The 26,665-nt window shown below is 63.3% G+C and carries 20 protein-coding genes; 3 read left to right on the forward strand and 17 right to left on the reverse strand.

The window, feature by feature from the left end; translation table 11 throughout:
• Window positions 1–104: 104 nt before the first annotated feature.
• From tssM (FJ934_RS07860) to tagH (FJ934_RS07870), 3 genes are all read right to left on the reverse strand, one after another.
• Complete coding sequence (gene tssM, locus FJ934_RS07860) at window positions 105–3,638, reverse strand: type VI secretion system membrane subunit TssM (protein WP_140608628.1); 3,534 nt, start codon at window positions 3,636–3,638, stop codon at window positions 105–107.
• Between the two features lie 20 nt (window positions 3,639–3,658).
• Window positions 3,659–5,164, reverse strand: coding sequence for a type VI secretion system protein TssL, long form (gene tssL, locus FJ934_RS07865; RefSeq protein ID WP_140608439.1), 1,506 nt, complete (start codon window positions 5,162–5,164; stop codon window positions 3,659–3,661).
• A gap of 292 nt (window positions 5,165–5,456) precedes the next feature.
• A complete protein-coding gene (tagH, locus tag FJ934_RS07870) occupies window positions 5,457–6,536 on the reverse strand; it encodes a type VI secretion system-associated FHA domain protein TagH (RefSeq protein WP_140608441.1) in 1,080 nt (359 codons plus the stop codon).
• Window positions 6,537–6,767: 231 nt separating this feature from the next.
• Here tagH (FJ934_RS07870) and tssI point away from each other — a divergent pair, with 231 nt between their 5' ends.
• From tssI to FJ934_RS07885, 3 genes are read left to right on the forward strand one after another with little or no spacing between them, the layout of a single operon-like run.
• Window positions 6,768–9,095, forward strand: a complete 2,328-nt coding sequence (gene tssI, locus FJ934_RS07875) for a type VI secretion system tip protein TssI/VgrG (protein WP_140608443.1) — start codon at window positions 6,768–6,770, stop codon at window positions 9,093–9,095.
• A gap of 9 nt (window positions 9,096–9,104) precedes the next feature.
• A complete protein-coding gene (locus FJ934_RS07880; RefSeq protein WP_140608445.1) occupies window positions 9,105–9,530 on the forward strand; it encodes a DUF6484 domain-containing protein in 426 nt (141 codons plus the stop codon).
• Window positions 9,530–9,898 (forward strand): hypothetical protein, encoded by a 369-nt coding sequence (locus FJ934_RS07885; protein WP_140608447.1) that lies wholly within the window; start codon window positions 9,530–9,532, stop codon window positions 9,896–9,898. Before FJ934_RS07880 ends, FJ934_RS07885 begins: the two co-directional genes overlap by 1 nt.
• Here FJ934_RS07885 and FJ934_RS07890 read toward each other — a convergent pair.
• From FJ934_RS07890 to FJ934_RS07955, 14 genes are read right to left on the reverse strand one after another with little or no spacing between them, the layout of a single operon-like run.
• Window positions 9,889–10,731: a hypothetical protein gene (locus FJ934_RS07890; protein WP_140608450.1), complete on the reverse strand. Its 843-nt coding sequence runs from the start codon at window positions 10,729–10,731 to the stop codon at window positions 9,889–9,891. The two genes, FJ934_RS07885 and FJ934_RS07890, sit on opposite strands and share 10 nt — an antisense overlap.
• Before the next feature lie 10 nt (window positions 10,732–10,741).
• Window positions 10,742–11,701: a DUF4150 domain-containing protein gene (locus FJ934_RS28315; RefSeq protein ID WP_246671451.1), complete on the reverse strand. Its 960-nt coding sequence runs from the start codon at window positions 11,699–11,701 to the stop codon at window positions 10,742–10,744.
• Entirely contained in the window at window positions 11,701–12,723 is a 1,023-nt protein-coding gene (locus tag FJ934_RS07900; protein ID WP_140608452.1) for a 3-oxoacyl-ACP synthase, read from the reverse strand. Before FJ934_RS07900 ends, FJ934_RS28315 begins: the two co-directional genes overlap by 1 nt.
• Window positions 12,720–13,820 (reverse strand): DUF2169 domain-containing protein, encoded by a 1,101-nt coding sequence (locus FJ934_RS07905; protein ID WP_140608454.1) that lies wholly within the window; start codon window positions 13,818–13,820, stop codon window positions 12,720–12,722. Before FJ934_RS07905 ends, FJ934_RS07900 begins: the two co-directional genes overlap by 4 nt.
• Window positions 13,820–14,362: a type VI secretion system-associated protein TagF gene (gene tagF / locus FJ934_RS07910; protein WP_140608457.1), complete on the reverse strand. Its 543-nt coding sequence runs from the start codon at window positions 14,360–14,362 to the stop codon at window positions 13,820–13,822. Before tagF ends, FJ934_RS07905 begins: the two co-directional genes overlap by 1 nt.
• Window positions 14,344–17,883, reverse strand: coding sequence for a type VI secretion system membrane subunit TssM (tssM, locus tag FJ934_RS07915; protein WP_140608459.1), 3,540 nt, complete (start codon window positions 17,881–17,883; stop codon window positions 14,344–14,346). Before tssM (FJ934_RS07915) ends, tagF begins: the two co-directional genes overlap by 19 nt.
• A gap of 1 nt (window position 17,884) precedes the next feature.
• A complete protein-coding gene (tssL, locus tag FJ934_RS07920) occupies window positions 17,885–19,213 on the reverse strand; it encodes a type VI secretion system protein TssL, long form (RefSeq protein WP_140608461.1) in 1,329 nt (442 codons plus the stop codon).
• A 4-nt stretch (window positions 19,214–19,217) separates the two neighbouring features.
• Entirely contained in the window at window positions 19,218–20,552 is a 1,335-nt protein-coding gene (tssK, locus tag FJ934_RS07925; protein ID WP_140608464.1) for a type VI secretion system baseplate subunit TssK, read from the reverse strand.
• A gap of 39 nt (window positions 20,553–20,591) precedes the next feature.
• Entirely contained in the window at window positions 20,592–21,044 is a 453-nt protein-coding gene (gene tssJ, locus FJ934_RS07930; protein WP_140608466.1) for a type VI secretion system lipoprotein TssJ, read from the reverse strand.
• Window positions 21,045–21,047: 3 nt separating this feature from the next.
• Entirely contained in the window at window positions 21,048–22,505 is a 1,458-nt protein-coding gene (gene tagH, locus FJ934_RS07935; RefSeq protein WP_140608468.1) for a type VI secretion system-associated FHA domain protein TagH, read from the reverse strand.
• The gene (tssG, locus tag FJ934_RS07940) at window positions 22,502–23,569 is read right to left on the reverse strand and encodes a type VI secretion system baseplate subunit TssG (protein ID WP_140608471.1); all 1,068 of its coding nucleotides are present in this window, start codon (window positions 23,567–23,569) and stop codon (window positions 22,502–22,504) included. The genes tagH (FJ934_RS07935) and tssG overlap by 4 nt, the downstream gene beginning before the upstream one ends.
• Window positions 23,533–25,407: a type VI secretion system baseplate subunit TssF gene (gene tssF, locus FJ934_RS07945; RefSeq protein WP_140608473.1), complete on the reverse strand. Its 1,875-nt coding sequence runs from the start codon at window positions 25,405–25,407 to the stop codon at window positions 23,533–23,535. Before tssF ends, tssG begins: the two co-directional genes overlap by 37 nt.
• Window position 25,408: 1 nt before the next feature.
• Window positions 25,409–26,161, reverse strand: a complete 753-nt coding sequence (gene tssE / locus FJ934_RS07950) for a type VI secretion system baseplate subunit TssE (protein WP_140608475.1) — start codon at window positions 26,159–26,161, stop codon at window positions 25,409–25,411.
• A complete protein-coding gene (locus tag FJ934_RS07955; RefSeq protein WP_181165554.1) occupies window positions 26,148–26,597 on the reverse strand; it encodes an Hcp family type VI secretion system effector in 450 nt (149 codons plus the stop codon). Before FJ934_RS07955 ends, tssE begins: the two co-directional genes overlap by 14 nt.
• Window positions 26,598–26,665: the final 68 nt, after the last annotated feature.

A 26,665-nucleotide genomic window follows, 5' to 3' on the forward strand; every position in this document is an offset into this window, starting at 1 on the left:
GCGACCAAGCATGGGCAGCGCGCCCACGCTACTTTGCCACAAGCGCATAGATTAGAGTACCAAAATGAAGGCTGAAGCTGGCAGTGCGCTGGAACACAGGCATGTCAGAACGCCTTCGGACAGCTGAAGCTGGACAGGGCCGGCAGCAGGAAGGGATTGGTCCCCGGTCCGGCCTGGATCGTGTAAGCGACATCTCGTCCGCCGATCACGAAGCGGGCTTCGGTGTTGGCGCCATTGGCGGTGATGGTCGCCTTGTCCAACAGACGCTTCAAGGCCCACGGTCCCTCGAATTTAAGAGCGGAGTCGCGGCCTGGCATCTCCGGCAGCAGGGTGAGACTGGCGGAAGCTGAGGCCGTGCTGTTCGGCCACGTCACTGTGCCTGGCGCGTTCCCCGTCTGGCTGCTCTGGACGGTCTGGCCGTCAATATCGAGAACCGCGTTGTCCGCGTCGCCATTCAGCGAAAAAGGCGTGATGGTGATCGAAACCGACGGCACCGAGCCGCCGGAAGGGAAGAAGGCGCTGCGGATTTCGGCGGCCGACTCAAATGATTTCAAGGTCGACTTCGCCAGGTCGCGGCTGGTGCGGGCATCCTGTCTCCAGGTCCATTCCTGGCCGGTCATGTCGATCAGCGGCGCAAGGTTCTGCGCGAAGAAGCGGTCCATCAGCCCGCCCGGCGCGAAAAGCTTGGCGAAATCCGCTATCGATATCTCTTCCGTGCCGTCGCTGGCGAAGGGATAGCGACCGTTGACCACCTGCTCGCAGACTTGTGTGACCGTCTGGTCGAGATTCTTGTTGAGGTTGGCCACCGAGGCTTCGGCGACATTGCCCTCAAACTCGTCCGCTGCCGCGTTGATCATGTGCGCAAGCGGCTTCGGAAGGCGCGAGACATTGGCGCGCAGCGTGGAGATCTGCAGCTGCAGGTTGGCGTTGAAGCGTTCGGTCTGTGAAGGGACATCGGCGGACAGCTTCAGGCTTTGAAAGATGTCGCGGAAATTCCGCGTCAACGCATCGAGCGGCCGCCGTCCGCTGGCGCCGCTGACTAGGGACTGGAAGGATCGAAACTGTGCCTCGACGCTCGCGCCGGCATTCTGCGCAACAGCCGACCCAGAGCCGGCACGGCTCTGTGACTTGCCGCCGGCGATCTGCAGGCCGATGCGTGCGAGACCCTTGGCCATGCTGGCGGGGTCCTCCCGTGCCGCGCTGCTCTCGCCTTCGGCCATGGTGTCCTCCTTCGTCAATGCGGTCTCATCGGCGACCGCCGTGAAGAGCTGATCGAGAGGCGAGTCCGGCGCGGCGAGGGCGGAAAGCGCCAGGTATTGAGGCCTGTCCTTGAGCAACGCCTTGAACTTCAGCTGGTCGAGTACACCGTTCCATGCGGAGGAGAATTCCTTGCTATAGCGGTCGATCAGTTCGGGACCGAGCTTGGGCAGGTCCTGGTCGATGCCGCCCTGTTCGCCGCCGCCACCAAGCACCCACTGGTCGTTGACGAGCATCTGCGCGATGCGCGAGAGTTGCGGCAGGAAGAAGCGGTTGAAGCCGGCGCGCGTGTAAAGCCCGGGAACATTGAGATCAGCGAGGTCGCTGCCATCCACGCGTTCGAACAGGAGCTGCGCCTCAGGGCCGGCTTTCGCTTCGACGGAAAAGTTCTCCAGTCTTGCGGCGTAGATCGCCGACTTGATCAGCGCCGAAGCGCGGTCGGCAAGGCTCATGCGCCCAAGCGAGCGTTGCGCGGCTTCGATCAGCGGCTGGTTGAGTTCGAAGGCGGGATCATAGGCGTCGTCGAGTGCAAGCATTGCGCGCAGATGCTTTTCGAGCTGTGCGCGGCCCTGGCGGTTGTTCTCGCCGGGATAGCGGTTCTCTTCCCAATCCTGCCTCATCCAGGAAACGATCAGCTCTTCATCGACCTTGGGAGCCTTGCCGCCCAGCATCAGGTAGATCTTCAGCGGCTCGTAGAGCGCGATAGGATCGGCCATCCTGGCTTGGATGGTCCGCTCCGCCTGCACCAGGAGCCGGGAGCGGAATGTCCGCTCGAGCGCTTGCCGATAGGCAGCCCTGGAGGCCGACAGCAGCCTCTCGCGCTGGCTAAGCCCGAACGTCTCCTCGATCGGCTTTCCCTGATCGCCATTCTCGTACCCGGCCGGCAGGTTGCGCAGCTGGTCGAGCGGGCCGATGACGTTTTCCAGGTCGACGTCGGTCACCGTCGTGCTCTTGAGCAGCGAATCCGCGCTGTCGCGATAGTGCGCCATGGCCTGCCTGGTGGAGGCGATCAGAGATTTGTTGGCAAAGAAGCTGAGGCCGAGCACGCCGAGCGCCGCCAGGGCGGCCAGCGCAATCGCGGCGAGGCCACCAAGCCTAGCAAGCCTGGCGCGCCGTTCGGCCGTCCGGTCGAAGGATACCCAGCCCGATTCCGCGAAGATCACATTGGTCAGGAGATCGTGCAGGAAGAAGCTCTTGCCGGTGCCGGAAAGATGCGCCTGCGAGGCACTGCCGAAGCTGCGGCCGATAGTGCCCAGCACCTGGTCGAACGGTGTTCCTTCCTGAGTACCGGAGGAGAAATAGAGACCCCGCAGGCTGACATTCACCCGCAATCGAGAGGCATCGAACAAACTGCCGATGAAATGCGTTATCCGGTTCCTGAGTGCGCCAAACTGCGCCGGGAAGCCGAATATGGCTATGCGCGCCACAGGGTCGGCCTCTTCCTGCAGGCGATCGACAACTTCTTCTGCCAAGCGCTTCGCCAGCCCGTCGAATTCGGCCGGTGCCTCGCCGGCCATGTTCCTTGTGCGATCGGCGGTCTGAAACGTCGCGCCCCACACCTTGCGCCTGCGCGCCTCGTCGAATTCACCGAAATAATCCATGAAGCCGGAGACGAGATCGGCTTTCGTGAAAAGCAGATAGACGGGAAACTGGATCTTCAGCACCTCGTGCAATTCGCGCAGGCGGTTTCTTATCTCGGCGACATGCGCCTCGATTTGCTGGTCGTCGAGGCCAATGAGATCAGCGAGGCTGATGGCGAGGATCACGCCATTGATCGGTTGCCTGGTGCGGTTCTTCTTGAGCAATCCGAGGAAAGCAAGCCAGCTTGCCTTGTCGCGCTCGCGGTCCGATTCCTGCGTCGTGTAGCGGCCGGCCGTGTCGATCAGCACCGCCTCATCGGTAAACCACCAATCGCATGACCGCGTGCCGCCGACGCCGGCCACCGGCTGGGCATTGCCGGAGCCCGCAAGCGGAAATTTCAGCCCGGAATTGACCAGAGCCGTTGTCTTGCCGGCGCCTGGCGGGCCGATGATGATGTACCAGGGAATATCATAGAGGAAGTTGCGCTTGCCGCTCGTCCGCTTCAGCGTCGCGATGGCTTCGCTCATGCGCGCTTCGAGCACCTGTGAATCGTCGTTCCGCTCGTCGCCGCGCACAATGGCCGCTTCGAGCGCCTTTTGCGCCTTGCGCCTTTTCCAGAAGCGAATGCCATAGAACAGCGCCAGCACCGCAATGGTCACGCCGATGATCACCGCCCTGAGCCAGATGGATCCAAGCGGGCGGGTATCGGCGAAGCGGATCAGCGGTCCGGCATACCAGACGGCGGCCGAGTAGCCGGCCAAGGCAAGCGTGCTGAATATCCGCAGCGCCCAGCGGATCAGCCGCTCCTCGCTGCGCCCGCTCACAACGTTTCGTCCTTTGGGATCATCACGTCGACGCGGCGGTTCCTGGCGCGGCCATCCGCCGTCGCATTGTCGGCAATGGGCTCGTCTTCGCCCTTGCCGTCGACGCTCAGACGCGATGGATCCTTCAATTGCTTGGCCATCATGGCCTGCACCGCTTTCGCGCGCGCGACGGAGAGATCGAAATTCGATTTGAACGTGCTCGACTTCTTCGGCCTTACATTGTCGGTATGGCCGACGATCCTGATCGCTCCGGGTTCGGCGTCGAGCGCCGTGGCGATATCCGCCGCGATGGGCTGGAACTGTGCCTTCAACTCAGCCAGGCCGGATGCGAACAAAAGCTGGTTGCTGATCTCGACAACGATAAAGTCGCCCTTCGTGCCGACGCTCAGTCCGCCAGCGGCGATCTCCTTGGCGAGTGCAGCGCGGATGCGGTCGATCTGCGTGGTGCTTGGAGGAACTGGCAGCGGCGGGTTGGCTTGCACCGGTTCAGCGGGTGCCGCCACACTGGCGCGTTCAATGGTAACCGGGGTGGAAGGATTGAGCGCCAGCAACTCGCCGGCGGTTGCATCGCCTTCATCGGTGATCAATATCCGTAGACCGAAGAAGGCGGCAGTCACCAGGGCCGTCGCGGCAGCAGCAATCGCCCAGAGCGGCAGCCGCCTCCGTGGCTTGGCCATCGCCGCAGCCATGCCTTGCCACCACGGAGAAATGTCCTCGGGGGGGCGCGGCCTGAAATAGCGTAGCGTGTCGTAGACGTCGCGCCGGACGCGTTCGAGCATGTTCGGCCCACCAGGCAATCCCCGGTACTGGCCTTGGAATCCCAGCGACAGGCAGGCATGCATCAATTCGAGCAGGTCGTAATGCGCTTCAGGCTTGGCGAGGATATTGTTCAGCGCTTCGTAGAAGCCGGCGCCTGTCGGTTGCATGTGGAAGAACTGCACCACCAGACTGTGCTGAGGCCAGGTTTCCTTGTTCGGCCACGGCAGGTTGCCGACGAGATCGTCGGCCGTTTCGCAAAGTGCGAATTTCGCGATCCGCGCATCTTCTTCCTCGATGCCGGCTTTGGCGACAGTACGGTCGAAGGTCTCGATGGCGTCCGCGATATGCTGCGCCAAGGCCGCCGCTTGCCGTTCGACCGGGATCAGCCGCAACTGACCGAACAGCAGAAGCAAAGGGCCCGCAGCGGCAAGGAGAGGATTTGCGGCGGTGTACTCCACGCCAGCAGTGGCGTCGAGCAAGGCGTCCTGCTGCAATGCCGGTGCCGCTGCGGGCGCCCTTCCGTGCTTGGCCTCCTGGACGACCACGGTTCCGGACGACCAGCCCGGCGGCACCTGCCGGCCGACGCCGGGGTCGAATACGGTCGATTCCCTGGCGGGCGATGGACGAGGTCGCACGCTTTGCGGACCGGAACTACCGGGAGACACCAGCGGCTTTTGCCTTGGCCGCGGCGCGCGGATGACGGTTTTGTCCGGCGGCTCGGAGGGGTCGTCCTTCGAGCTCATTGGCGCACCATCGTAGAGGTCCAAGGAGCTTCTTTCAGGCCCGATGAAAGATGCGCACCGGGCTGAGTATCAACAACGAGCCGCACGGAAAGACCGATCTTGCCGAAACATGACATTCCTGCACACGCTCCAAGCCACGCCGCTTTGCCAGCCAGGCAAGCTCCCACATGCTATCCTAATCGCACAGCAAGCCGATTGAAATCGGAAAGCAGGATGACCAAAGAAGCGGATTTCCCACGAGGCCGGTCGCACAGCCTGTAAGAGACGTGTTCGCGACGTTTGCCGAGCATGGCTATTTCTGCTTGCCAGCCTTGGCGTAGGCGTCGGCGAAATAGGCAAGGAAGACATCCAGCATGCCGTTTTCGTGCTTGTCCTCCATCGTCCGCCACGTTGCGACGAGCGCATCCCAGGCTTGGCTTTTCCTGGATGAAAAGGACGCCGGCGGGATTCTTTTGGCGGTCGCCTCCGGCGACAAGTCGTCGAGCAATCTCGAGAGCGCGGCCTGCATGGCGGCGTAGGTCGCGATTTCGTGGGTCTTCAGGTCGTGGAACGCGTCCTCGATGCTATGCCTGGCATCGAGATAGCCGGCCCGGCGCTTGGCAAACATGATCTCCAATATGTCATCGGTGCCCGGAACGAATTTCAGCGGGTTGTTGTCCTCGGCGCCGATCATCGTACGGTGCGCGCTTTTGGCGAGCACCTTGGCCGCCGCGCGCGCCTTGAGCAGCAATGACAGTTGCTCGACGGTGGTTCTCAAGACCGCGCCGATCTCGGCGGCGACGTCATGCGGGTCACGCGACTGCAACAACTCCGGCGGTAAGCCGGCTGCCTTGGCGATATCGCGAAGTATCCCGTCCGCTTCCACCGGCTGCATGGCCGGGACAGCCGGGCTGGGCTGCAGTGCCGAAGACGTCGACAGCGGCGCTGCCTCGACGGGGCGCCGCCGCGCCGGATTGGGGAATTGCACACCGCCGGGTTCAAGCGGCCTTCCCGTCGACGGTGGCAACTCGTGCTGTGTCGAACCGGTCCTGGCTTGCGGACGACCGGTGGTAACGCTTTCTTCGTCAATGGAAACGACGATGACATAACGGCCGATCAGCAGCCGGTCGCCTTGGGTTAGCCGGTGCGGCGCATTCATGCGCTGGCTGGAGCCGTTGACGAAAGTGCCGTTGCGCGAGACGTCAAGAAGCCAGAACGAGCCCGCCTGGTAGCGGACTTCGCAATGCCGGCCCGAGATGAACTTGTCGGGGTCGGACAGCGTCCAGTCGCAATTTTCGCGCCCGATTTCGAAGCTGCGGTCGCGGGCGCCGTAGCTCGTCGCGATGCCTGGCGGCACCCTGTCAACATTGCTGATCTGGAGCGAAATGAACATTCGAAACCACTGGCAATCCTGAATCCTGGACATTCTAGCAGCTTGCCAGCGCAGTGGGACAGGTGCGTTTCACATGAACGCACGCCATGGTTTAGCCCTTGCTCTTATTTGGCCTTCATCAAACATATGCTACGCTTGCAGCGATCCGATGCGGTGAATTCGAAAACCTTCCGAACGTGAGGGCGGGGCTTCAATCCATCACACTGGCCGCGTCGAGGAGGGGCACGACCCATGCCGAACGAACGTGCCACGGTTGTACAGACGCCCGTCGGCGCCGACGTGCTGACCTTTACTCATCTCGTCGGTCGTGACGAGATCAGCCGATGTTTCGCCTATACCGTCGGGTTCGTCAGCAAGAGCCGTGACGTCGATCCGCTGAAGATGCTGGGGGGCGTCGTTTCCGTCGAAGGTGAATCCGATCCAAAGCGCTGGTTCAGCGGCCTGGTGTCGGATTTCAAGCTAACGCGCATAGAGGATCGGTTGGCTTATTACGAGGCCAGCGTCAGGCCTTGGCTCTGGTTCCTCGGCAACACCACCGACTGCCGCATTTTCCAGAACATGACCGCTGTCGAGATCGTCGAAAAGATCTTTGCGAAATACGGCATCGCAAAATTCGAGAAGCGACTGCAGGGTTCTTATCCGTCGCGCGAATACTGTGTCCAATATGACGAGAGCGACCTCGATTTCGTGCAGCGATTGTTCGAGCACGAAGGCATTTTCTATTTCTTCGAGCATGATGAGGGCAAGCACACGCTCGTGCTGTGCGACGCGATGAACAAGCTGAAGCCAGCGCCAGGCTACGAGAAGGTGCTTTACAATTTCGAGGGCCATGGCTCGCGACGCGATGTCGAATACATCACCGAATGGATTCCAGGCAGTGCGGTGCGTCCGGGCGCCTACGCTCATACGGATTATGATTTCGAGAAGCCCGGCGCCGACCTGATGGCGAAGTCCTCCCAACCCTTCAGCCACAAGGAGGCTTCGGGCGAGAACTATCGGCAGCCCGGAGCGCATCTGGATGTCGGGCGCGGCGACACGATCGCCGGCATCCGGCGTGAGGAACTGCAGGCCGTTCACCAGCACAGCACAGCGGTTGGCACTGTGCGCGGCCTTTTTTCCGGCTGCAAATTCACGCTGGACAGTTTTCCGCGCGACGACCAGAACCAGGAATATCTGGTGGTCAGCGCCGAATACCGGCTGTTCGATCCGGGTTACCGGACGCAGAATGAGGCCCATAGTGAGAATTTCAAGGTGGTGCTTGGCGTTGCGCCCACCAAATTGCCCTACCGGCCAGCGCGCATCACACCGCGACCGATCATGCGTGGCCCGCAGACCGCGACGGTGGTGGGTCCTTCGGGCGAGGAGATATTCACCGACAAATATGCCCGAGTGAAGGTGCAGTTCCATTGGGACCGCCTCGGCAAGAAGGACCAGAACTCGTCCTGCTTCGTGCGCGTGTCGCAGACCTGGGCCGGCAGCGGCTGGGGCTTCATCCAGATCCCGCGCATCGGCCAGGAGGTCATCGTCGATTTCATCGAGGGCGATCCGGACCTGCCGATCATCACCGGCCGCGTCTACAACGCCGCCGAGATGCCGCCTTACGCGCTGCCGGGCAACGCGACGCAATCTGGCTGGAAGTCCAATTCCTCGAAAGGCGGCGGCGGCTACAACGAACTGATGTTCGAGGACAAGGCTGGTTCCGAACTCGTCAATTTCCAGGCTCAGAAGGACCACCATCTGCTGATCAAGCACGACCGTAACAAGACGGTGCAGCACGACCAGTCCGATCGCATCGATCACGACGCCAAGCATTCCGTGGGCCACAATCTTGACGAGGACGTCGGCAACAACAAGACCGTCAAGGTCGGCGTCGATCAGACCACCCATATCGGCAGCAATGACACCGAGACGGTGGGCGCGAACCGCTCGCTGACCGTCGGCGCCAACGAGACCATCCATGTCGTTGGCAATTCGACGGAAAACATTGACTCCAGTCATTCCCAGACCGTGGCGATCGTCCAGACCATCACGGTGGGTGCCGCGCGCGTCGACACGGTGGGGACTTCCGAGACGCGAAGTGTCGGAGCGGTGCAGACGAACACGATCGGGGCCTCGCGGAGCGTGACCGTCGGTGCGGGACAGAGCCACAGCATTGGCGCATCGGACAGTTGGACGGTGGGGGCAAACCAATCGGTCGATGTTGTCGCAAACCAGAGCTTCAACATAGGTGGAGCGCATGCCTCCCAGATCGGCAAGGGACGGGACGCCAAGATCGCCGAGGACGATGCGACCGATGTCGGCGGTTCGCGGGCGTTGAAGATAGCCAAAGGCAGTCTGGTAGAGGTCGGCGAGGACGGAGCCATAAAGGTCGGCAAGACCCTGATCATTGAAGCTGGCGATGCCATCACAATTACATGCGGCTCGGCTGCGATCGCTATGAAGAAGGACGGCACGATCAACATTTCCGGCAAGGATATTACCGTCAATGGGTCGGGTAAGATCAATGTGAAGGCATCGAGCGACATCACCATGAAAGGCTCGGAGATAAAGCAGAACTGAGGGGCCTCGATGACAAAGATCGTAGAGCGAATTGAAGGCGTGGTGATTGGCATATTCCTGGGCTTCGGCGAGGACGCGCCCCTTGTCGTCTTCCCGGGAAACCCTCGAGAAACAGCAGTGGCCGCGCGCAGCCTCACTGAGCTCACGTCGGACATGATCGGCGCGGAGGTGGCGCTGTTGTTCCAGGATGGAGATCCCGGTCGACCGTTGATTGTCGGGCGCATCATCGATCCCGCGCACCGGTCAAATGTTCCCCACGTCATCAGAGACGGTGAGAAAATGAGGATCACTGCGAATGAACGTCTTGAGCTGCGGTGCGGCAAAGCTACGATCATCATGGAAAAGGATGGGCACATCACCATCCGCGGCACCTATGTGACCAGCCACGCAAGTGCCACCAACCGCCTCCGCGGTGGCTCGGTCAATCTGAACTGATGCCAGCGCCCGTTCTTCGCGAGATTGTCCGCCAACACGCTGAGATGGCTGCGTTCCTCTGGACTGTTTACGACTACAACCTGCTCAACCCCGGCAAGAATCCGGACATGGATGAGGAGCGGCTTGCCCGACTCGTCGAGCGTTTGGAAGCACATCTTGACGGACTGCGAGTGGCTGGCGAGGTCGGCATCGAGATCGCGAGCGAGCGCTACGCCGAATATCCCGAAGCCGGGGAATTATTCGTCGTGCGCATGCTGTCGATCAAAGAGGCGTTGCGCATTGCCGATCTCGACCTCAGAAGGGTGCGGGCTTATCTGGCTGCGAAGCCCAAACCAGACACGCCGGCCGTCTCAGGCCGTCAGGTGTAGTCAGGCCCGACCCATTCCGAGCCGTCATATCTTATGGCAGAGTTCCCGCCGGCCACCGTTAGATACGAGCCGTTCGACGAAAGACGGTAGACGGGAAAACCGTCTTTCAGGTTGGAAACCGTTGCCCCGTCGAACGTGAACACCCCCTGTCCGCCGCCGGCAATGTGGATTGTCTTCCGGTAGAATGCCATTTTGTAGAAATCCCGACCGCGTTGCGAGACGTCGGTCCAGGCAAGGCCCGCCCCGCGGAACAGGGTCCCTGCGCTGCCTGAGACCAGGACATCCGTCGACGACAATCCCAGCAGTCCAACTAGGATCGCGTTGGTCGGCAACTGGATTTGAGTCCACTGCCTGCCGTCATAGTGCCAGAAAAGCGCTCCTTCGCCGGATACATAAAGGTCACTCGGCGACGACCCTGCAATGCAAAGAATGGTGTTGCCGAGCGCGGGGCTAACGGCGGCCCAGCGTGCGCCATCCCAGCGATAGACAACCTCCTCCGATCCTCCGGCGTAGACGGTGTTGTCGTCGAAGCCCCAGACGGTATTCAAGTGGCGAGGCGAAACTTGGCTTGACGTCCATTCGCTCCCCGAGCCCGAATGCACCATGCCGTTGTCGTCGCACACATAGAGACGACCGGAACCGGAGCGCCATATGTCGGTGAACCAACATGGTTTTTCGTAAATTCGTTCAGTCTGATTGTCGTCGCTGGCCACGTCGGATTCCGAAATGACGAATGAGTAAAAACTCTCTCCGTCGTAATACGCGACGGCGGAGAAAATGGTCCCGTCATCCGCTGCAACCGTGCCATTTACCGTTACGCTATAATCAGCCATGTTATCTCTCCTAGCGTCTGCGAACCGTGCTCGATGGGGTTGGTTTGAACTTGCCGGTTGCTGGTGCACGCGCCTCGGTGCTGTCTTTCTTTTTCTCCGGTCCGCTCATGATCTCCTTGAAGTGAATGTCGCAAATCATCCTCAGGCATTCGATGGCGGGGTGCTCCTTGCCTCGTGGTCCATCCGGGATGTTCTTGGCCTTTTTCATGGCCTCCATATTGGCTTCCCGAACTTCCTCGTAGCTTGGGTTCGTGCCTTTCGCGCGCTGTGCCTTTGCCCATTCGCCTTGGGCGGCTGTTTTGCGGCCATGCTCGGTGTTGGGATCGGTGGCGTCTTGGAGGCAGACGCAGGGCGCATCGTTCATCGTATAGCTCGGCGTCGTGCTGATGGCCTGGCCGCCGCGCGAATTCTGGAAACAGGCATTCTGCAGGATGTGGTCCGATTGCTGATTGGACGAGCATTCCTTGCTGGCGTCACCGTAGCGGTGCACCTTCATGCCGAGCTTTGCCAGAATTGACGCGCAGGACTGCTTGCCGACCTTCAATTTTCCGATCTTTGGCCAAGGCGGCGCGTTGCCGGTCGGAGAAGCATGATTGTTGGTCGACAGGTCAGTCATGCGGCTGACGGGTTCGCCATCGGCTTTCACGTCGCTCGACCAGGCGACAGCATATTCCTTGCCGGTATTGACCGAAGTGATCACGCCTTTCTTGGCGGCGCATCCGGCCTCTGTGCCGCTGGTCTTGGTGTAGTACGACTTATTCTTCTGGGTAATGGTCTCGCCACCGATCTTGACGGTGCCGGTGCCGTTGTCGGTATCGGAATCAAGTCCGAACGAGGGATAGGGAATGGGGACGCCCGGCGGCGTCGCGGGGTTTTCGGGCGGCGTGAAGCAGACGTCCGGAAAGGCGGCGATCACCTTGTTGGCCTGTGCCTTGCAGGCAACTTCGAGACCGTTCGCGTAGACAGTCATCAGGCTGCCCTCGCGGCGAGGATTGCCGCCCCGCAGGCACCGGCATCGTTCGACGCTTCGATCAGCACTGGATTGCCGGCGGCGTATCCCTTGCGGGCCGCCATCCAGGCCATGCCGATCATCAGCGGGACCACGGCCGCGCCGACATTGCCGAGGGATTCGCCGGGCGACCAGATGTCCTGAAAATCGTGACGGCCGCGTAGCAACCTCAGGCTCGCCAGGGCGCTCTGTTTGAACCAATATTGTTCGCCGATGAGATCGGCGATGCGGTAGCCAAGCCGGTTCATCTCGATGCCGGTTTCCTTGAATGCAGCGCTGTAAGCGGACGTCATGCCGTCGGCACGCAGCGGCAGATCCTCGGCATTGTAGATCGTTGCGGATTCACGCGCCAAACCCAGTCCGAAGAGGCGGAGGCCGTCGCCACGCGAGCCCGTGCATAGAACGGCGGCGGCAGCCTCGCCTGGAATGAAGCCATTCGGATTGTCAGCGGCAAGCAGGCGATTTTCGCCGAGATAATAAGCGATGGCAGGCGCCGTCAGATAGCTGTCTACGCCCGCGATCATCACATAGGGAACCTCACCCGAAGCGATCATCCTGCGCGCCTGATCAAGTGCTATGTGTCCGGAAGTCCGGCCATGCGCGACGATACGTGAGCGCATGTTGGGTTCGATTTCGGTAATCTCCGAAACATTGCGGAGCAGGCGCACGCTATCGCCGGCCGGACGGCCCGGGCGATCTTCCTCGGCGAGGCAAAGGATGAGCGCGGTCTGGCCACGCGCCTGAGGGATAGTCTCGAACGCCTCGCAGATCGCGGCTGCGGCCAGGTGCGCCATACGTTTTTCGCCGATCCAGTCCCGTGGCAGCGGCACGGGCGCGCCGATCAGCAGATCGGTTCCCGAGCCGACGAATCTCGTCTCTTGGAAGCCGTCGAGGCGCGCACGCATTGCAGCGCAGGCCGAGGGTGAATCGAGACCGACGGCCGTCACCATGCCGACAGAGGCTATGTCGAGCCTCGTACTCATGCGTCTTCCACCTCCTCGGACGCGGCTCCCTCGCTTCGGACATAGTCCCTGCCGGTTGCACGGGCACGCAGCATCGACTCCGTCGGCGGACCGACCCAACATTCCGAGAAATCGAGGATAGTCTTCTGGATGCGCTGCGAAACACGCCACACGAGCGAGAATCGACGGTTCTCGGGATCGAGCAGGATAGTGTCCGGGTGAATGCTCGCCTCCAACGACTTCTCGTTGCCCTTGAACAAGGTGATCGGCAGTGCCGTCGAGGGCAGCCGGAAGCCAACACGTCCCTCTGGAGTCAAATTCACGAGCACCACCTCCTCCCCGCCTCTTGGATGGTCGATCTGCTGGTCGGGCGGCGCCATCTGGAAATAGCGTTCGTCGAAATCCTGGGGCAGGAAGGGAAAAACGTTGTCGATCCAGTTCTGATCGTAGGTGCCGCCATATTCGATGCGGCCCGGCCAGCCCCGGCCCATTGGCCCGAAGCTCATCGGCTTGTAGTCGCCGAACGGCGAGCGGATCTCTTCGCCGACGGCCTGGGTGTTCGGCAACCGCAGGCCCGGAACGAAACGCTGGTTCTTCGAGCGCGACCAGCCCGTGCCGACGGGATTGTACTTGTAGCTGGCGGGAAGCTTGTCTTCCGGGTCCAGCCGGTCGACGCCACCCCACGCGACGTCGTAGGAGATCGGCAGTTTCAGGAAGGGCTGCGGCGCGGTTGCGGTGAAGACCGGCCCAATCGAACGCCACTCGCGATGGCCGACAACCTCGAACAGCTTCGACCAGTTGCCTACCTTGATGCCGACCGGCACGCGCTCCGCCGGACGTCCTCCCGGCGCATAGGCGCAACCGTTGGCGATCACGTCGCAGCGCGGTTTGCGGAAGGCGAAATCAGTCTCCCAGAGCGTCGCCGAATAGCCGGGCGCGCCGGTCTGCGTATCGGCCATGACGAGCGGGACCTGCTGCGCCGATTTCTGCACCAGGCCGCCAGGCTTCGCCGGAAAATCGAACGTGCCTTTCACCACAATGACAATCCACTCATGGCCGGCCTTGTCCATGCCCATGGTGAACTGATGCGGATAGCCCATCTGGTTCCAGATCTGCATCAACTGGTCTCCCAGTTCGCGGCGAAGATCTGCTCCAGGGTCGGTTGAGGCGCCTGCGGATCGACATCGAAAATATCCGAACGCGCTGTCCAAACGACCAGGTCGTCAACGACGTCGCCATTCTGCTCGACGCATGGCACCGGCAGGGCGACAAGCGCGGCGTCCAGTTCGTCGGGCGTCATCTCGCCGCGTTGTGCGGCGAAGGCAGCGTCCTCGATGCTGTCGAACCATGTATCGGCGTAGGCCAGCTGAAGGGGAGTTCCGGCGAGCTGCGCCACGATGCTCAACGGAAACCGCCTTCCGACCCTGTCAGCGCTCCGCAGCACGATGCCGGCCGAGGCGCCGAAGGTGGTGGGGCCAGCCAGGAAGCGCAACGCCATGCTCTGGGGCCAGGCTTCGAGCTCGAACAACGGCACGATGTGCTGGGCCAGCCAGCGGTCCCATGTGCGCACGAAGTCTCCAGGCAGCCGCCGGGTCACGAAATCGCCGGTGGCGGGCATCTTGCCGTAGAAGCCGGGCACTATCAGATCTGCGGCGGACATGTGAACTTCTTGAACATTTCGAGCGTGTACGGATTCTCGACGCTGGCGGCCTTGAGTTCGAAATCGGCCCACATTCCCTTCGTGCCGAGCCGCAGGCTGTAGACGTCGGTGAGCTTGGTCGCGGCGAAGCGGCCGCCGCGCAGCATTCTGAGCCACGCCCAGCTGCCGGTCTCGTTGAGCATCACTTCGGGCGAACCATCGACCGGTTGGAAGGCGAGCGAAATCACCCCGGTGCCATCCTTGCCGGGCCACGTCATCGGCTGCGGCCTGGTCGCATTGTTGTAGTAGACGAGGTTCTGGCCATCGAGGTTGAGCGTGACCCGCGCCACGTTGGGTGAGAGGTCCTTGGGCTCCAGCGTAAAGTTCATCACCGGGCCGGTGCCGCCGGGAAACAGGTCGTCGCGGATATGCCTCGCCTGCTCGAACGCGGCGAGCGCCGCGGGATCGAGGCCGAAATCGGCCCGCCACTTCCACGGCTCGCTGGCGGTGTCGACATAGTTGATCAGATGGTCGTTGGTGAAGGCATCGATCATGCCGGTCGGTCCGAACAGACGTTGAAAGTCGCGCACATTGACGTCGACCGCACTGTCCGGGCTGAATGGATAACGGTTGTTCAGCGCCGCCTGGCAGAAGGGGAGTATGTCGGCCCGCCAGATGGCGTTGAGCTCGTTGGTTACGGCCTTCTGCGAGAGGCCGCTGGTGTCGCCGGCAATGCCGCCCAGCCAGTCATTGATCGGCGAAGGCAGGATCTGCGCCTGCCTGGCGACCGCGCCGGTCAGTTCGGCAAGGCCGCCCTGCTTCTTGATCGCATCCTGCGGATTGGGATTGGCAGTCACTGTCTGCAGCACATTCGACAGCGCCGTCAGCGCCACAACGGCGGCGTCGAGCGCCGGCGGCTGGCCGTCGACCTGGGCGATGGTGCCTTTGAGCGGCTTGAAATGCTCGGCAACGAGGCTGCCGGTCATGTCCACCTGACTGGCGGAACCGGCGCGCGGCAGAAGCTTCGCGCCTGTGGTCACGACCTTGCCCAGCTTGCCGAGTTTGCTGAGCAGCTTCGAGCCGGTCGTGACGGCAGCGCCACCTTTGTCGGCCGACGTGTCGTCGGAGCGGGTGAGGTCGGTCTCCTGCACCACTGCCGTCAACAGCCGCTTCAGCGCTGAGTCGGCGCTTGAAAGGTCCTTGAGGTTCTCACTGGCGATGTTGAGATCGGTAAGCGGCGCAAGCCGCATGTCGCGCAGGAAAGAGTCCCATTGGGCGATATAATCGTCATAGTAGAGCTTCAAGATGTCCTCGGAGAGCGCCGAAACCGAGGTCTCCGAATTCTCCGAGCAGCCGCCGGCAAAGACCGCGCGATCGAGGGCCGCCTGTCCCGCTACATCCTCGACCCGGTCGAGGATCGCGTCGTGGAAGCCCGCATAGGTATAAGGGCCAGGAACACCGACGCGCAACGTCTTGTCGGAGCGGCGCGCGAACACTTTGGCGCCGTTCGGCCCAGCGAAATTGGCCGGCACCCATTCCTTGACGGCTGCCACTTCCGGGTCGGCCAGCAGCTGCTTGTAGGCGCGCTCCGGCAGTGAGATCGTGCATACGGTCTTCAGTGCCTCCGCGACCAGTTGCTTATCCGGGGCGATGTAGCTGTCGTCGACGGCCATGCGGCGGATAGCGGCAAGTTGATGCTCTTCGGCGTCGGCAGTGGGGAAGGGCGGAGCCGCCGCGAATTGCGGCAGGCTGTTCACCCACCAGTTCTGGGCGAAATCGGTGTCCATCTGCGACAGGCCGGTCATCATCCGGTAGGTCTTCAGCGCGCCGAGCATGAAATCCGGATCGCGGATTTGCCGCCACATCGTGGCCTCGAGCAGGGCGACCATATGCGGCTCGAGCACATTGCGCAGCGCATGGTCGTAGGTATCGGTCTGTGCCCGCACCAGCTCCGCCGAAGCGGTCGGGCCGAGCAGGTTATGGACGGCGTCCGGTGGCTGCGTTCGAGCCGTCGTCACTGCGTCCATCGCCGCCAGCGCGCCATCCATGGTCGGCTGCTCGACCGCGGCCGGCATGGCGGCGACGTCGGTGAGCGGCCCCTGCAGGGCTTCGAACTGACCGGCCTGTGCGGTGATTGCATTGCGGTTGTCGAGGTAAGACCATGTGAACACCCCGCCTGCCAGCAGAGCCGCGAGCGCACAGGCGGCGGCAGCGCCACGCCAGATCCAGGCGCGGCGACGCTGCGCCAGCGGATCGTATGTACCGAGGCCAGCCTCCTTGAAGATGACTTCGGTGAGGAGGTTCCTCAGGAAGAAGCTGCGTTTCTCGACGCGCGCCGTCGGCATGGCACGGCGCGGCGGCAGTCCGAAGGAGGACGACAACGCCGCGGTCAGGCGGTCGATGGGCGCGCCTTCCTGCGTCGCCGACGTCAGATAGAGGCCGCGCAGCCAGGCGGCTTCCTCATAGCGGCTTTCGCCGAACATCGCCTCGACCAGCACCTGGATCGGCTCGGAGAGGCTCGCCAGCTGCGCCGGAAAGCGGAAGATCTCGGCACGCGATCCGAGCTTGTCCTCGTCTTCCAGCCGGGGCACCAGCCGCCGCTCCAGCTCGGTGGCAAGCTTGGCGAGCTCCGTCTGGATCGTGCCGGCATTGACGCGGGCATCGAGCGGGAAAGTGGTTCCCCATACCTGCTCGCGCGCGGTCGTCGACAGGCCGCCGAAAAAGGCTTCGAACCCTTTGATCAGGTCGGCCTTCGTCAGCATCAGGTAGACAGGAAGACGAATTTCCAGCCGATCGTTCAGCTCCGCCAGCCGGCGGCGGATCTTGCGGCCGTGGGCCTTGATCGCCTCGTCGCCCTCCGAGAGCGCATCGATCGACAGCGCTACAATGACGCCGTTGAGCGCGCGGCGACCCCGGTGTTTCTTCAAAAGGTCCAAGAAGCCCAGCCATTCCGCGGCGTCGACGTCCGGCTGGCTTTCCTGCTGGACGTAGCGGCCGGCGGTGTCGATCAACACCGCGTTCTCGGAGAAGAACCAGTCGCAATTGCGTGTGCCGCCGACGCCCTGCAGATCATCGGTGAGGTCGATTGGGAAGTTGAGGCCCGATTGGCGCAACGCCGTGGTCTTGCCGGTGGCAGGAGGGCCGACGATCACATACCACGGCATTTCGCGCAGGAATTTCCGTCCGCCGAGCTTGCGCCGCTTGAGCTCGGCCATCACCTCGCCGAACTTGGCGCCGACGGCCGCGACACTCTCCTCGCCGGGGGTGAGCCGCTTTTCGGCCACGGGTGCCGCGATCTCGGCGACGAACATGCGGTTGGCGCGGATCGCGCGCCGTTGCGCGATGATAAGCCAGATCAGCCACAGGATGATCAGCCCGGCGATGATGGCAATGCGCACATTGTCGGATTCGAATGGCGCGTACCGCCCGACCTGCACGATGGGGCCGAACACCCAGATCAAAAGCGAAAGCAGCGCAATGCCAATCAGCGTCCAGAGAAACCGCGAGGTGATGACCGCCCAGAGGAAGCGCAGGATGAACATCTCAGAGCCTCTTCTCGACCAGGACTTCGACGCGCCGGTTGAGCGCGCGTCCCTCGCGCGTCGAGTTGTCGGCCACCGGCTCGGCGTCGGCGCGGCCTTCGGAATGGACGCGCTCCTGTGGCACTCCCGCCTGCACCAGGAGGTCCGCTATGGTTTGGGCACGTGCCTCCGAGAGCCGCTGGTTGCTCGCGAGCGGATTGGACCGTTGCAGGCGCACATTGTCGGTATGACCGACGATCGTGATGTTTCCAATCAGCTCCTGATTGGCGAGGATCACCTTGGCGATCGACTCGATCAGCGGCTCATAGCCTTGGGACAGTGTCGGCCGCGAGGATTGGAAGAGCTCGGGGTTGGAGGACTGGATGATCAGCTTGGCCAGCGAGACGCTCTCGGTGCCGCTGAGCGCGCCCTTGAGGTTCGCCGGCGCTTCGGCCTTGAACTCGGGCAGCAGCGCGAAATCGACCGGCTGTGGCGGTTCAGGTTCGGGAGCATCTTGCTTGGGTGCGGCGCGGATGACGTCGCCACGTGAGGCCGGCGGCAGCGTGCGCACGAGCGCGGAGAGTTCGACCGCCTGGCCGCTCAAGCCCATCGATAGACCGACATAAGCGGCGGCGGCGATGACAACCGCGGCAAGCGGCATCACCCAGATCGGAACGATGAAGCACTGCGGCTCGTCTGAAGCGATCACGCCTTTCCAGTTCGGCGACAGCGGCGCGTCCTCGGCGTCCGCATTGCGCAGGAAGCGCGCGGCTGCCACACGCACGGCATTGAGAGAGCGGTCGCCGGCGCGGCCGGGCACCCGGTATTTGCCGCGGAAGCCGAGCGCCAGACAGTAGTATTGAAGCTCCAGCATCTCGCGGTCGCGGTTCTGATGACGCTCCAACTCGTCAAGGCGGGTGAAAAACTGGGTGCCGGCATCGACGTCGCCGCGCAGCATGACCACCAGCGGCTGGCGCGGCCAGGCGCTGGCGCCGCCCCAGGGCGTGTTGAGCGCGAGGTCGTCGAGCAACGCCGCCACGGCCCAGGCCGCCTGGTCCGCGCGCTCCAGCGAGGAGCCCGCTGCCATCGTGGCGTCGCGTGCTTGAACCAGCTCGTCGAGCAGGCGCGTCCGCATCACTTCCGGGTTCTCCGGCGCCAGCGCGCTTTCGAGTTCGGGCGCGAATTCGAGCAATGGCGCGAAGATGTTGATGAGCGTGTTGGGATGAGCGCGCGCCCTTTTGACCGGCGCGCCCGATACCAGCGGCGCCATCGGCCGTGGCACGGCGCCAGACAGCCTGATGCGGGTGCGCTCTCGATCCTCCGACAGTCCGAAAGGATCATCCCGGCTCATGGCCTCACCTGTTCACTGAATAGCAGTCGACCTGCGGCTCGCTCGGCAGGACACCGGAAACGCCAATGACGAAGCCGGGGGCGTCGAGCAACGAGGCCCAATGCTCGCTTTTCTGATCCAGTTCCAGGCACAGCCGGTCGCCATCATAGGGAATCTCGCGGGGCTGAGAATGAAGCGGCTTCAGCGGAATGCCCGGCAGGCGGGACTTCCAGAGCCCTTCGAACTGATCGGCGGCGCCGACTGTCGCCTGGTTGACGAAGATCTTGCGCAGCGCGTCTTCCGACAGTTCCGATCCGACGCGGATGACGATCCGGCTGGCGACCAAAAGCTTCGGGTTGTCGATGCGCACTTTCCAGACATTGGTCGCGTGCCGCATCACCGGCAGCGCGCGCGATTTCGGCTCGATGTAGCGCAGGCTGAGGATGAGCGAACGCAAGGCGTCCGCCAGCGCCATATAGGGGGGGCCAGGTGCCATGTGGTCATAGGCCGGCAGTTCGCCGAGCCGCCGCGAACTCGAGCCGTAGGTTGCCATCTCGCCGGCGAGTCCCGCAAGTTCGAGATAGAGTTCGGCCGGATGAAAGACATCCTGGGCAAGCATATGGGCAAGCCGTGGGCGAGCGGCATTGGCGAGGTGTAGCATCAAAAGGTCTTCGACGCTGCGGCCGGCGCCGCCCATCACCATCTTGCCATGCGCTTCGGCGATCTGGTCGAGGCCGGTGACGACCTCCTGCAGCAATTGCCGGTACCAGTGGACCGCGCCGGTGATCAGCGTCGGCGGCAGGAACGTCTCATCAAGCGAGACGCCGCCGTCGGCGCGCACACCTTTTATGTCGGCGATCGGCAAGGCGGTGTAACCGCCGACCGATTTGCCGGGCGCGATCAGGGCCGCTTGCGGTCGGGCGATCTCGATCTCTTCCGGATCGGCGCCGCTCTGGACGGCGTCGCGCACCGAAACGACCTTGCCGTGGTAGCGCGCGCCCGTCGATGCCGCATGCGCCGGGTCGAATCCGACGCCACCGGGCGGCTCGAGCGGCAGTGCGACCAACACCGGACCGGCACCGGTATCGGCCGTGACCGGCAGCGGCTTCGGGGCATCCATCAGTTCCGGGATGGAGAAAGGCGTGCCGTCCGGGAAAATGCCACGGGCGGACACGATCGAGACCTGGCCGGCGTCGAGCAGCGATTGGTCGAGGGTCAGTTGCTGGAAGCCGAAAGTATGGAGCTGGCCGGCCTGCAATGCGCCGCGCACCATGCCCTCGAAGAACCGATCCTGCTGCTGGAAATGCTGGGTCCTGAGAAACAGGCCCTCCGACCACAGCACCCTGTTTGCATCGCTCATGCCGCTACTCTCTGCACGCAACCATCTGCTGCTTTGTCGCTACGCGGAAATGCCGCCCTTGCCGAGGCTGACGTTGATGGTGAATTTCGACCCTGGCGACACCGACTTGGTCGTGCGCCAGTTGCGTCCGCCAGGCTCGCGGATCAGGGCCACGAAGCCGAGGGCCGCTGCGTTCGGTTCGACCGTTATGGTCTTGGCCGCCGTCTTGCCCGGCGCGACCGAGATCGTGTCGGAGCCGAGGAGGTCGGCCCCGAGCGCCGAACTCGCGTTGCCCTGCAGCGCGAAATAGTCTGCCGAGTTGAACTTGCCGGTGCTGGCAAGCCGCATCACCAGAACCGTCACCGGCCGGTCGCTACCGCCCGGTCCTGGATTCATACCGGCGCCGCCGGTCACGTTGACCGAGATAACCGATGGTTTCGGCGGGCCGCTCTGGCAAGCCGCAAGCAACCCCGTAGCGCCCAGGGCAACGACGAATTCGCGTCTGTCGATCATGTCCTACTCCTCTTCATATGCGTCCCTGAAGTCCGCGCCGATCTCGCCCAGGAAACTCGATTCCGCACTCTGGGCGATGTCGCGGTGGCGTTTCTGGTAGAGCTCCCACAGCTTGGCGTTGCGCCCGCCGGAGAGCAGATTGCCGATGGCGGAATTGGATTTGAGTTCTTCCTCGATAGCGGCCGGGTCAAAACGGTCGATCATGCGCCTGAGTGCGGCCTGCACCCCCCGCCAGGCGCGCACATGGTGCTGCGCAAGATCGCGCACCGCATCGGAAATCGCCGCCTCGCCGGAGAGAAAGCCCGGACTGCGTTCCGAGATGATGGTGACGATGACATCCTCGACCGTCGGCAGGAATTTAAGCGGGTTGACCTCGGAAGCACCGACCACCGTCTGGGCGACGCGGGCGCTTCCCTTCTCCTCGGCGCGCTTGCGCAGGAGTTGCATCAAGCCATCCAGCATCAGCCGGTATTCGCGCCCGAACTTTTCCATTTCGGCGATGGCATCGCGGCCGGGAAAATCGGCCTCGTCGACGCCCATGCCGCGTAGAAATGCGGCACGAAGCGCCATATCACCGGAAGCAGGCCGCGCGGGGCGCGACGGCTTTGACGCTGGAACGGCGCGGCGCGGCGGTGGTGACGCCGCTTCCTGCGCCGGCATATCCCAAGAATGCGCGGTTCGCGGCTTTTCAACCTGATGCTGCGCACGTCCTGCCAAGTCGGCGCCGTTGGTGAGAGGCGGCGTCGCGACCGGTCCAAAGCTGAAATCGTCATCGAGGCTGGCTGGCTTTGCCGCATGCTCGGGCGCATCGTTGCGCGAAGACATTTCACCAAACCCGAACGGATCTGGCTGACCTGGAGCAGCGGCACCGCTGGAGTCCGGCGTCGCCACCGGGTCGAGGCTGAACGGATCGTCAAAGGCGGGCGAACTGCGTTGGCTCGATGGGCGGTCATAAGCCCCAGGAACAGGCTGCTCGAACGGGTTCGGCAGATCCGCCGGGCGCGGCGGCCGCGGCTCTTCCTCGACCTTGGCCGAGAAGAAGTCGTCGCCGCCGATGCTGGCCGGCGTTCGCGCTCCCGGCGATGACCACGCAGGCATGGGATGACTGGCGACCGGCGCAGGGCCGATCGACGTCTGGCTCGCTTTGGATTGAACCTCGACATAGACCACATAGTCGCCCATGCGCAGCCGCATGCCGCTCTGCAGCCGCATCGACCGGCCAGGTCCTAGAGGGCTGTCGGAATCGTCGACGAACAATCCGCTGCTCGACGTGTCGGTAACGAAATAATCAGCCCGGCCGCCGCTGATCTTGCAATGCGCGCGCGAGACGAACATGTCCGGGTCGTCGATCTGCCAGCCGGCATCGGCGCCGCGCCCGATCACCAATTCGCCCTCGTCCAGCCGGGTCTGCCTGACCACTTGCGAGCGCGGCCCCTGTTCCAGCGTCAGCAGCAGGCTCATGCGGCCGCCTCCGCGATTTCCGGCCGCCAACCCACGATGGTGCGCAACCTGAGATCGTCGGCGTCACCCTTTTCGGCGGGCCGTGCCAGCCAGGCCGTCCGGCCAAGCTGGACAGTCCCGACCCGTGGCGGCGGCACGGCGTCGCGCGCGAGCACGATGCGCAGATCGACGTCGAGCGTCTCGCCGATCATGTCGCGCACCGCCTTCTTGAACAGGCCAAGACGCCGTTCGCCGGGCAGGAACGACTTGAAGTCATCGAGGCTCAGCGGGCCGACGCGCAATTCGATCCTGCTTTGGCGGCTGAAGACCCGCGGCCCAATCGTCGCACCGCGTCCGAGAACGGCATAGGCCTTGCCGAGACGCGTCTGCAGCGCCGTCGGTATGGTGATCCAGGCGGCGACGAATTCCTTGATCTGCACCTGTACCTTGAAGGCGGTGGCGAGAAACAAGGTAAGCCGCTCCACGCCATCGACCTGGTTGGCGAGCGATCCAGCCTGTCGCAGTCGCACAGTGTCTAGTTCGGGATCCTGCGTGCCGGGGAGGCCGATCCCGGACATTGCCTCCAGCATGCCGCGAACGCGCCCGCCGACGGAACGCTCGACCTGAACCGCCGGATGCGCGTCAGCCCAGGCGCGGTAGTAAAGCGCCATCATGCGGTGCTGCAGGATGTTGACGAAATCGACGAAGGTCGTGTCGCTGGTCTGCTCGGCGTCGGCCCCCGTGAACCAGCGCTGCGACAGCCGGTCGAGCACCCAGCGCGTCAGATGCAATGGCATCGGTCCTTCCGGTCCAAGCAGCCCGAGATTGGCGACGGTTACTCGCGCCGGGGCCTTGCCCCCGGTGTCATGGAGCTTGACGACATCCCGGGCCGAGAAGCTCAGGCGCACATGCTGGCCAAGTCTCGCCGGTTCGCGGTCGGCCGTTCCGGAATGGCCGAACAATCCACGGCGCTGCTCCAGGCGTCGCAGCAGCTCGAAAAAGTCGAAGCTCTCCGATAGCGGTTCGGCTGCGACCGTTGCGGGCTCCTCTAGATCAGGTAGCGATTGCCGGGCGTCATCGGCCATGGCACATCCTCCTGCTTCTGCAACAACCGCGTGCGGGTCCGCACAAATCCGTTTATCCCAGCGTGGCGGGCGAACAGCCGCGAAAGCAGGGCCGAAAGCAGCAGCGAGCTTTGACCCGCCAGCACGGACTGGTCGACATGCAGTGTTATCTCGGTGCCGCGTCCGAAGCACATTGGCCCGTCGATCTGGAGCCGCTCGATCACCGGGCGCGAATCGATACGGACGATCGAATGCACGTTGCGGGCAAGGCCCGGATCGCCCCGATCGGCATAGAGGTCGAGCAAGGCATGCAGCGGATCGACGCCACGGCCTTCCTGGGCAAGGCTGAGGAAGTTGAGAGAGAGCTGCGCCACCAGCCGCCAGGCGAGATTGTCGGCGCGGGATTCGCCTTCAGCGCCGGCCGGCAGGGACGCCGGGATTGCCGGCTGCGGCGCCCGTAGTGCCCCGAGCAAGCGTACCGCTTCGACCGGATCGGCCGTCTCCAGCGTCAGCGTCGGCGTATCGTCCAGGATCGGCAGGTCGCGGTTGGTGCAGAGCGCCGTGATGTCTAGACGCTTGAGCGGCCGGTTTGGTGCGCTTCCTGCCGGGCGTGAGACGGCGATAAAGACATCGTCGCCCGTGTAGGAGGTGCGGGTCAGGCCCTCGCGCCGCTCGTCTTCCGTGGCCCGGCGCGGCCGTCGCTCGGTCGAATAGACCCAGCCGCTGCCGCTGTTCTGCCCCAGGCTGAACAATTCGGGAATTGTCGCCTCGCCGCTCTCCGCGTCGGCATCCTCGACCCGGGAGACCCGGAAGATCTCGAAATCCCGCGCGCGGGTGCGGTCGGCGTGCAGAACCTGACGCGTTTTGCGCGGATCGATCTCGATGACGTTGCATTCGCGTTCGAAGAGATTGATGACCGGCGTCACGAACAACTCGAAATCGGCGGCCGTCACATCCGCGAGCTCGGGCACGGGGCGGCGGAACAGGAAGATGATCTCGATCCCCGCATCGCACTTGCGCACCACCGGCTGGAGGCCGGCGACCCGCACATAATGGAAGCGCTCCGGGATCATGAAATATTCGCGCAGCAGCCGATATCCCTCGAAGGTCGGACGGGTGCGCGGCATCAGCGCTTCGTCGTCGCGGATGCCGACCATTTCGGGCTCGGGCAGCGCCGATAACCGATCGGTCTTGCCTTGGGCCCGCGCGCCGACGGCCGAGCAGGCGCCGAAGATTGCATCGAAAAGCATCGGTGCCTTGGCACGCCCGGCGAAATAAAGGTCGAGACGGTCGAGCGACAGCTCGCTGAGCTTGCCTTTTCCTGTCCGGGCGAGGGTGACGCGAAACGCCGCCTCGCGGCGCACATCACCGATCGGCGCGATTCCGGCGGCGGCGAGCGCGCTGCGATCCTGGAAATAGCTGACCGAGGTGATGGCGATCGGCCACAGCGTGACCTCCTGCGCGGTGGTGAAGGTGGAGCGCGTCGAAAGCCCTGGATGGAGGCCGGAGACCAGTCGTGTGCCGCGCGCGACGGCGTGGCCGGCGATCATCGACTGCACCTGCTGGCCGGGTTTCAGCACAGCCATCGCCGTCGCCGGCGCCGGCGTCACCAGATCCGGGTAAAGCACATCGAGCACGGCGCGCGAGAAGCGCGAGCGCTCCGCGTCGACCTTCAGACGGGTGCGCGCGGCCAGGAAGGCCACGCCGTCAAGCAGGCGTTCCACATAAGGGTCGGGACATGGGACCGTATCGAGGGAAAGATTGCGGGCAACCGCCGGATGCATGTCGGCGAATTCCGCGGCCAGCGCCCGGATATGGGTCAGTTCTTCTTCGTAGTACTCCACGAAGACCCGATCCATCTCACGTCTCCCGGAATTCGGTTCGTGCCAGGCCGTTGTCGAGATTGATCGTGGTGCGCAGCCGCATACGCTCCGGCGTCGGGGCCATGATCAGCACCGCGTCGATCTCGATCTTGAGGCCGACGTTCTTGTCGCCGAGCGTGACGTTGACGGTGGTGGCGCTTTCCTTCAGGCGCGGCTCGAAGGTGGCGAGCACCGCGCGGATTTCGCGCGCCAGCGCATCGCGGTCGAAATCCCGTGACGAGCGGCCGGAAAAGGACGGCACGCCATAATTGATCACGCTGCGGCGCACCTCCGGAAAGTCGGTGAGCGACGGCAGTTCGTCCAGGGGCTGTTCATGTTCGGCGTCGGAGAGCATCGGCACGGATTCGAAACGCTCGGTGTTGAACAGGGCCTCGATGTCGCGCCGCACGGCTTCTCTCAATACGCGCGCCGAAACGACCACGCCGCGGCTTTCGATTTCGGCGCGATGCTCGGTCTGGAAGGCCAGCCGGTGCAGGCGCCGTTTCTGCTCGGATGTGAGTTCGGCGTCGGTATCGACGGCGCGCGCGCTGCCGGCAAGAAGAGCCTCGACGCGCTCGTCGCCGAGTTCTTCATCCAGCTGACGGCGCAGCCCGTCGATCTCCGACGTCAGCCCCGGCAAGTCGTTGACGAGGCGGTCCCAGAGGGAGGGCTGGACCGCCTCGCGCTTTGCCCGCGAACTGCCGGCAAGCTGCGCCTTCGCGCCGGGCCGCTTGGCCTCACTTGCCGACATAGACGTCCATTTCGATCTCGTCGTCTTTGTCGTAGACGAACTTGATCTTCTTATAGGCGAAGCTGACTTCTTCCTCGATGAGGTCCGCCTCGTCGGCGGCCTGCCGCATGTCGTATTCCATGATCGAGGCGTCGGTGAGCGTCACGACCAGATAGTCGCTGGTCTCGCCGTCAATGGTGCGGCGTGCCGAAAACACCACCTCGTCGAGTGCCTTGTTCTCGAACAGAGCCTTCTTCAGATATGGCGACGACTTGTCGTAGTGCTTGGAGAATTTGATCATGCCCATCGACACACGGCCGCGTCGCGAAAGCGAGTTCGGGTCGTAGGGAGCAATCATCTTGTAATCGACGCCATGCACTTCGATCTCGTCTTCATGGCCGTCGCGCTTGCTCGGACCCTTGATATCCGGAACTTTCAAAAACCCATCAATCTTCATTGAAGGAGCATCGCTTCTCTCTGTGGTCGGCATTGTCTTTCTCCACCGCTTTCAAAACGAAACAGGAT

The sequence above is a fragment of the Mesorhizobium sp. B2-4-12 genome (genome assembly GCF_006441575.1).
GTDB lineage: Bacteria > Pseudomonadota > Alphaproteobacteria > Rhizobiales > Rhizobiaceae > Mesorhizobium.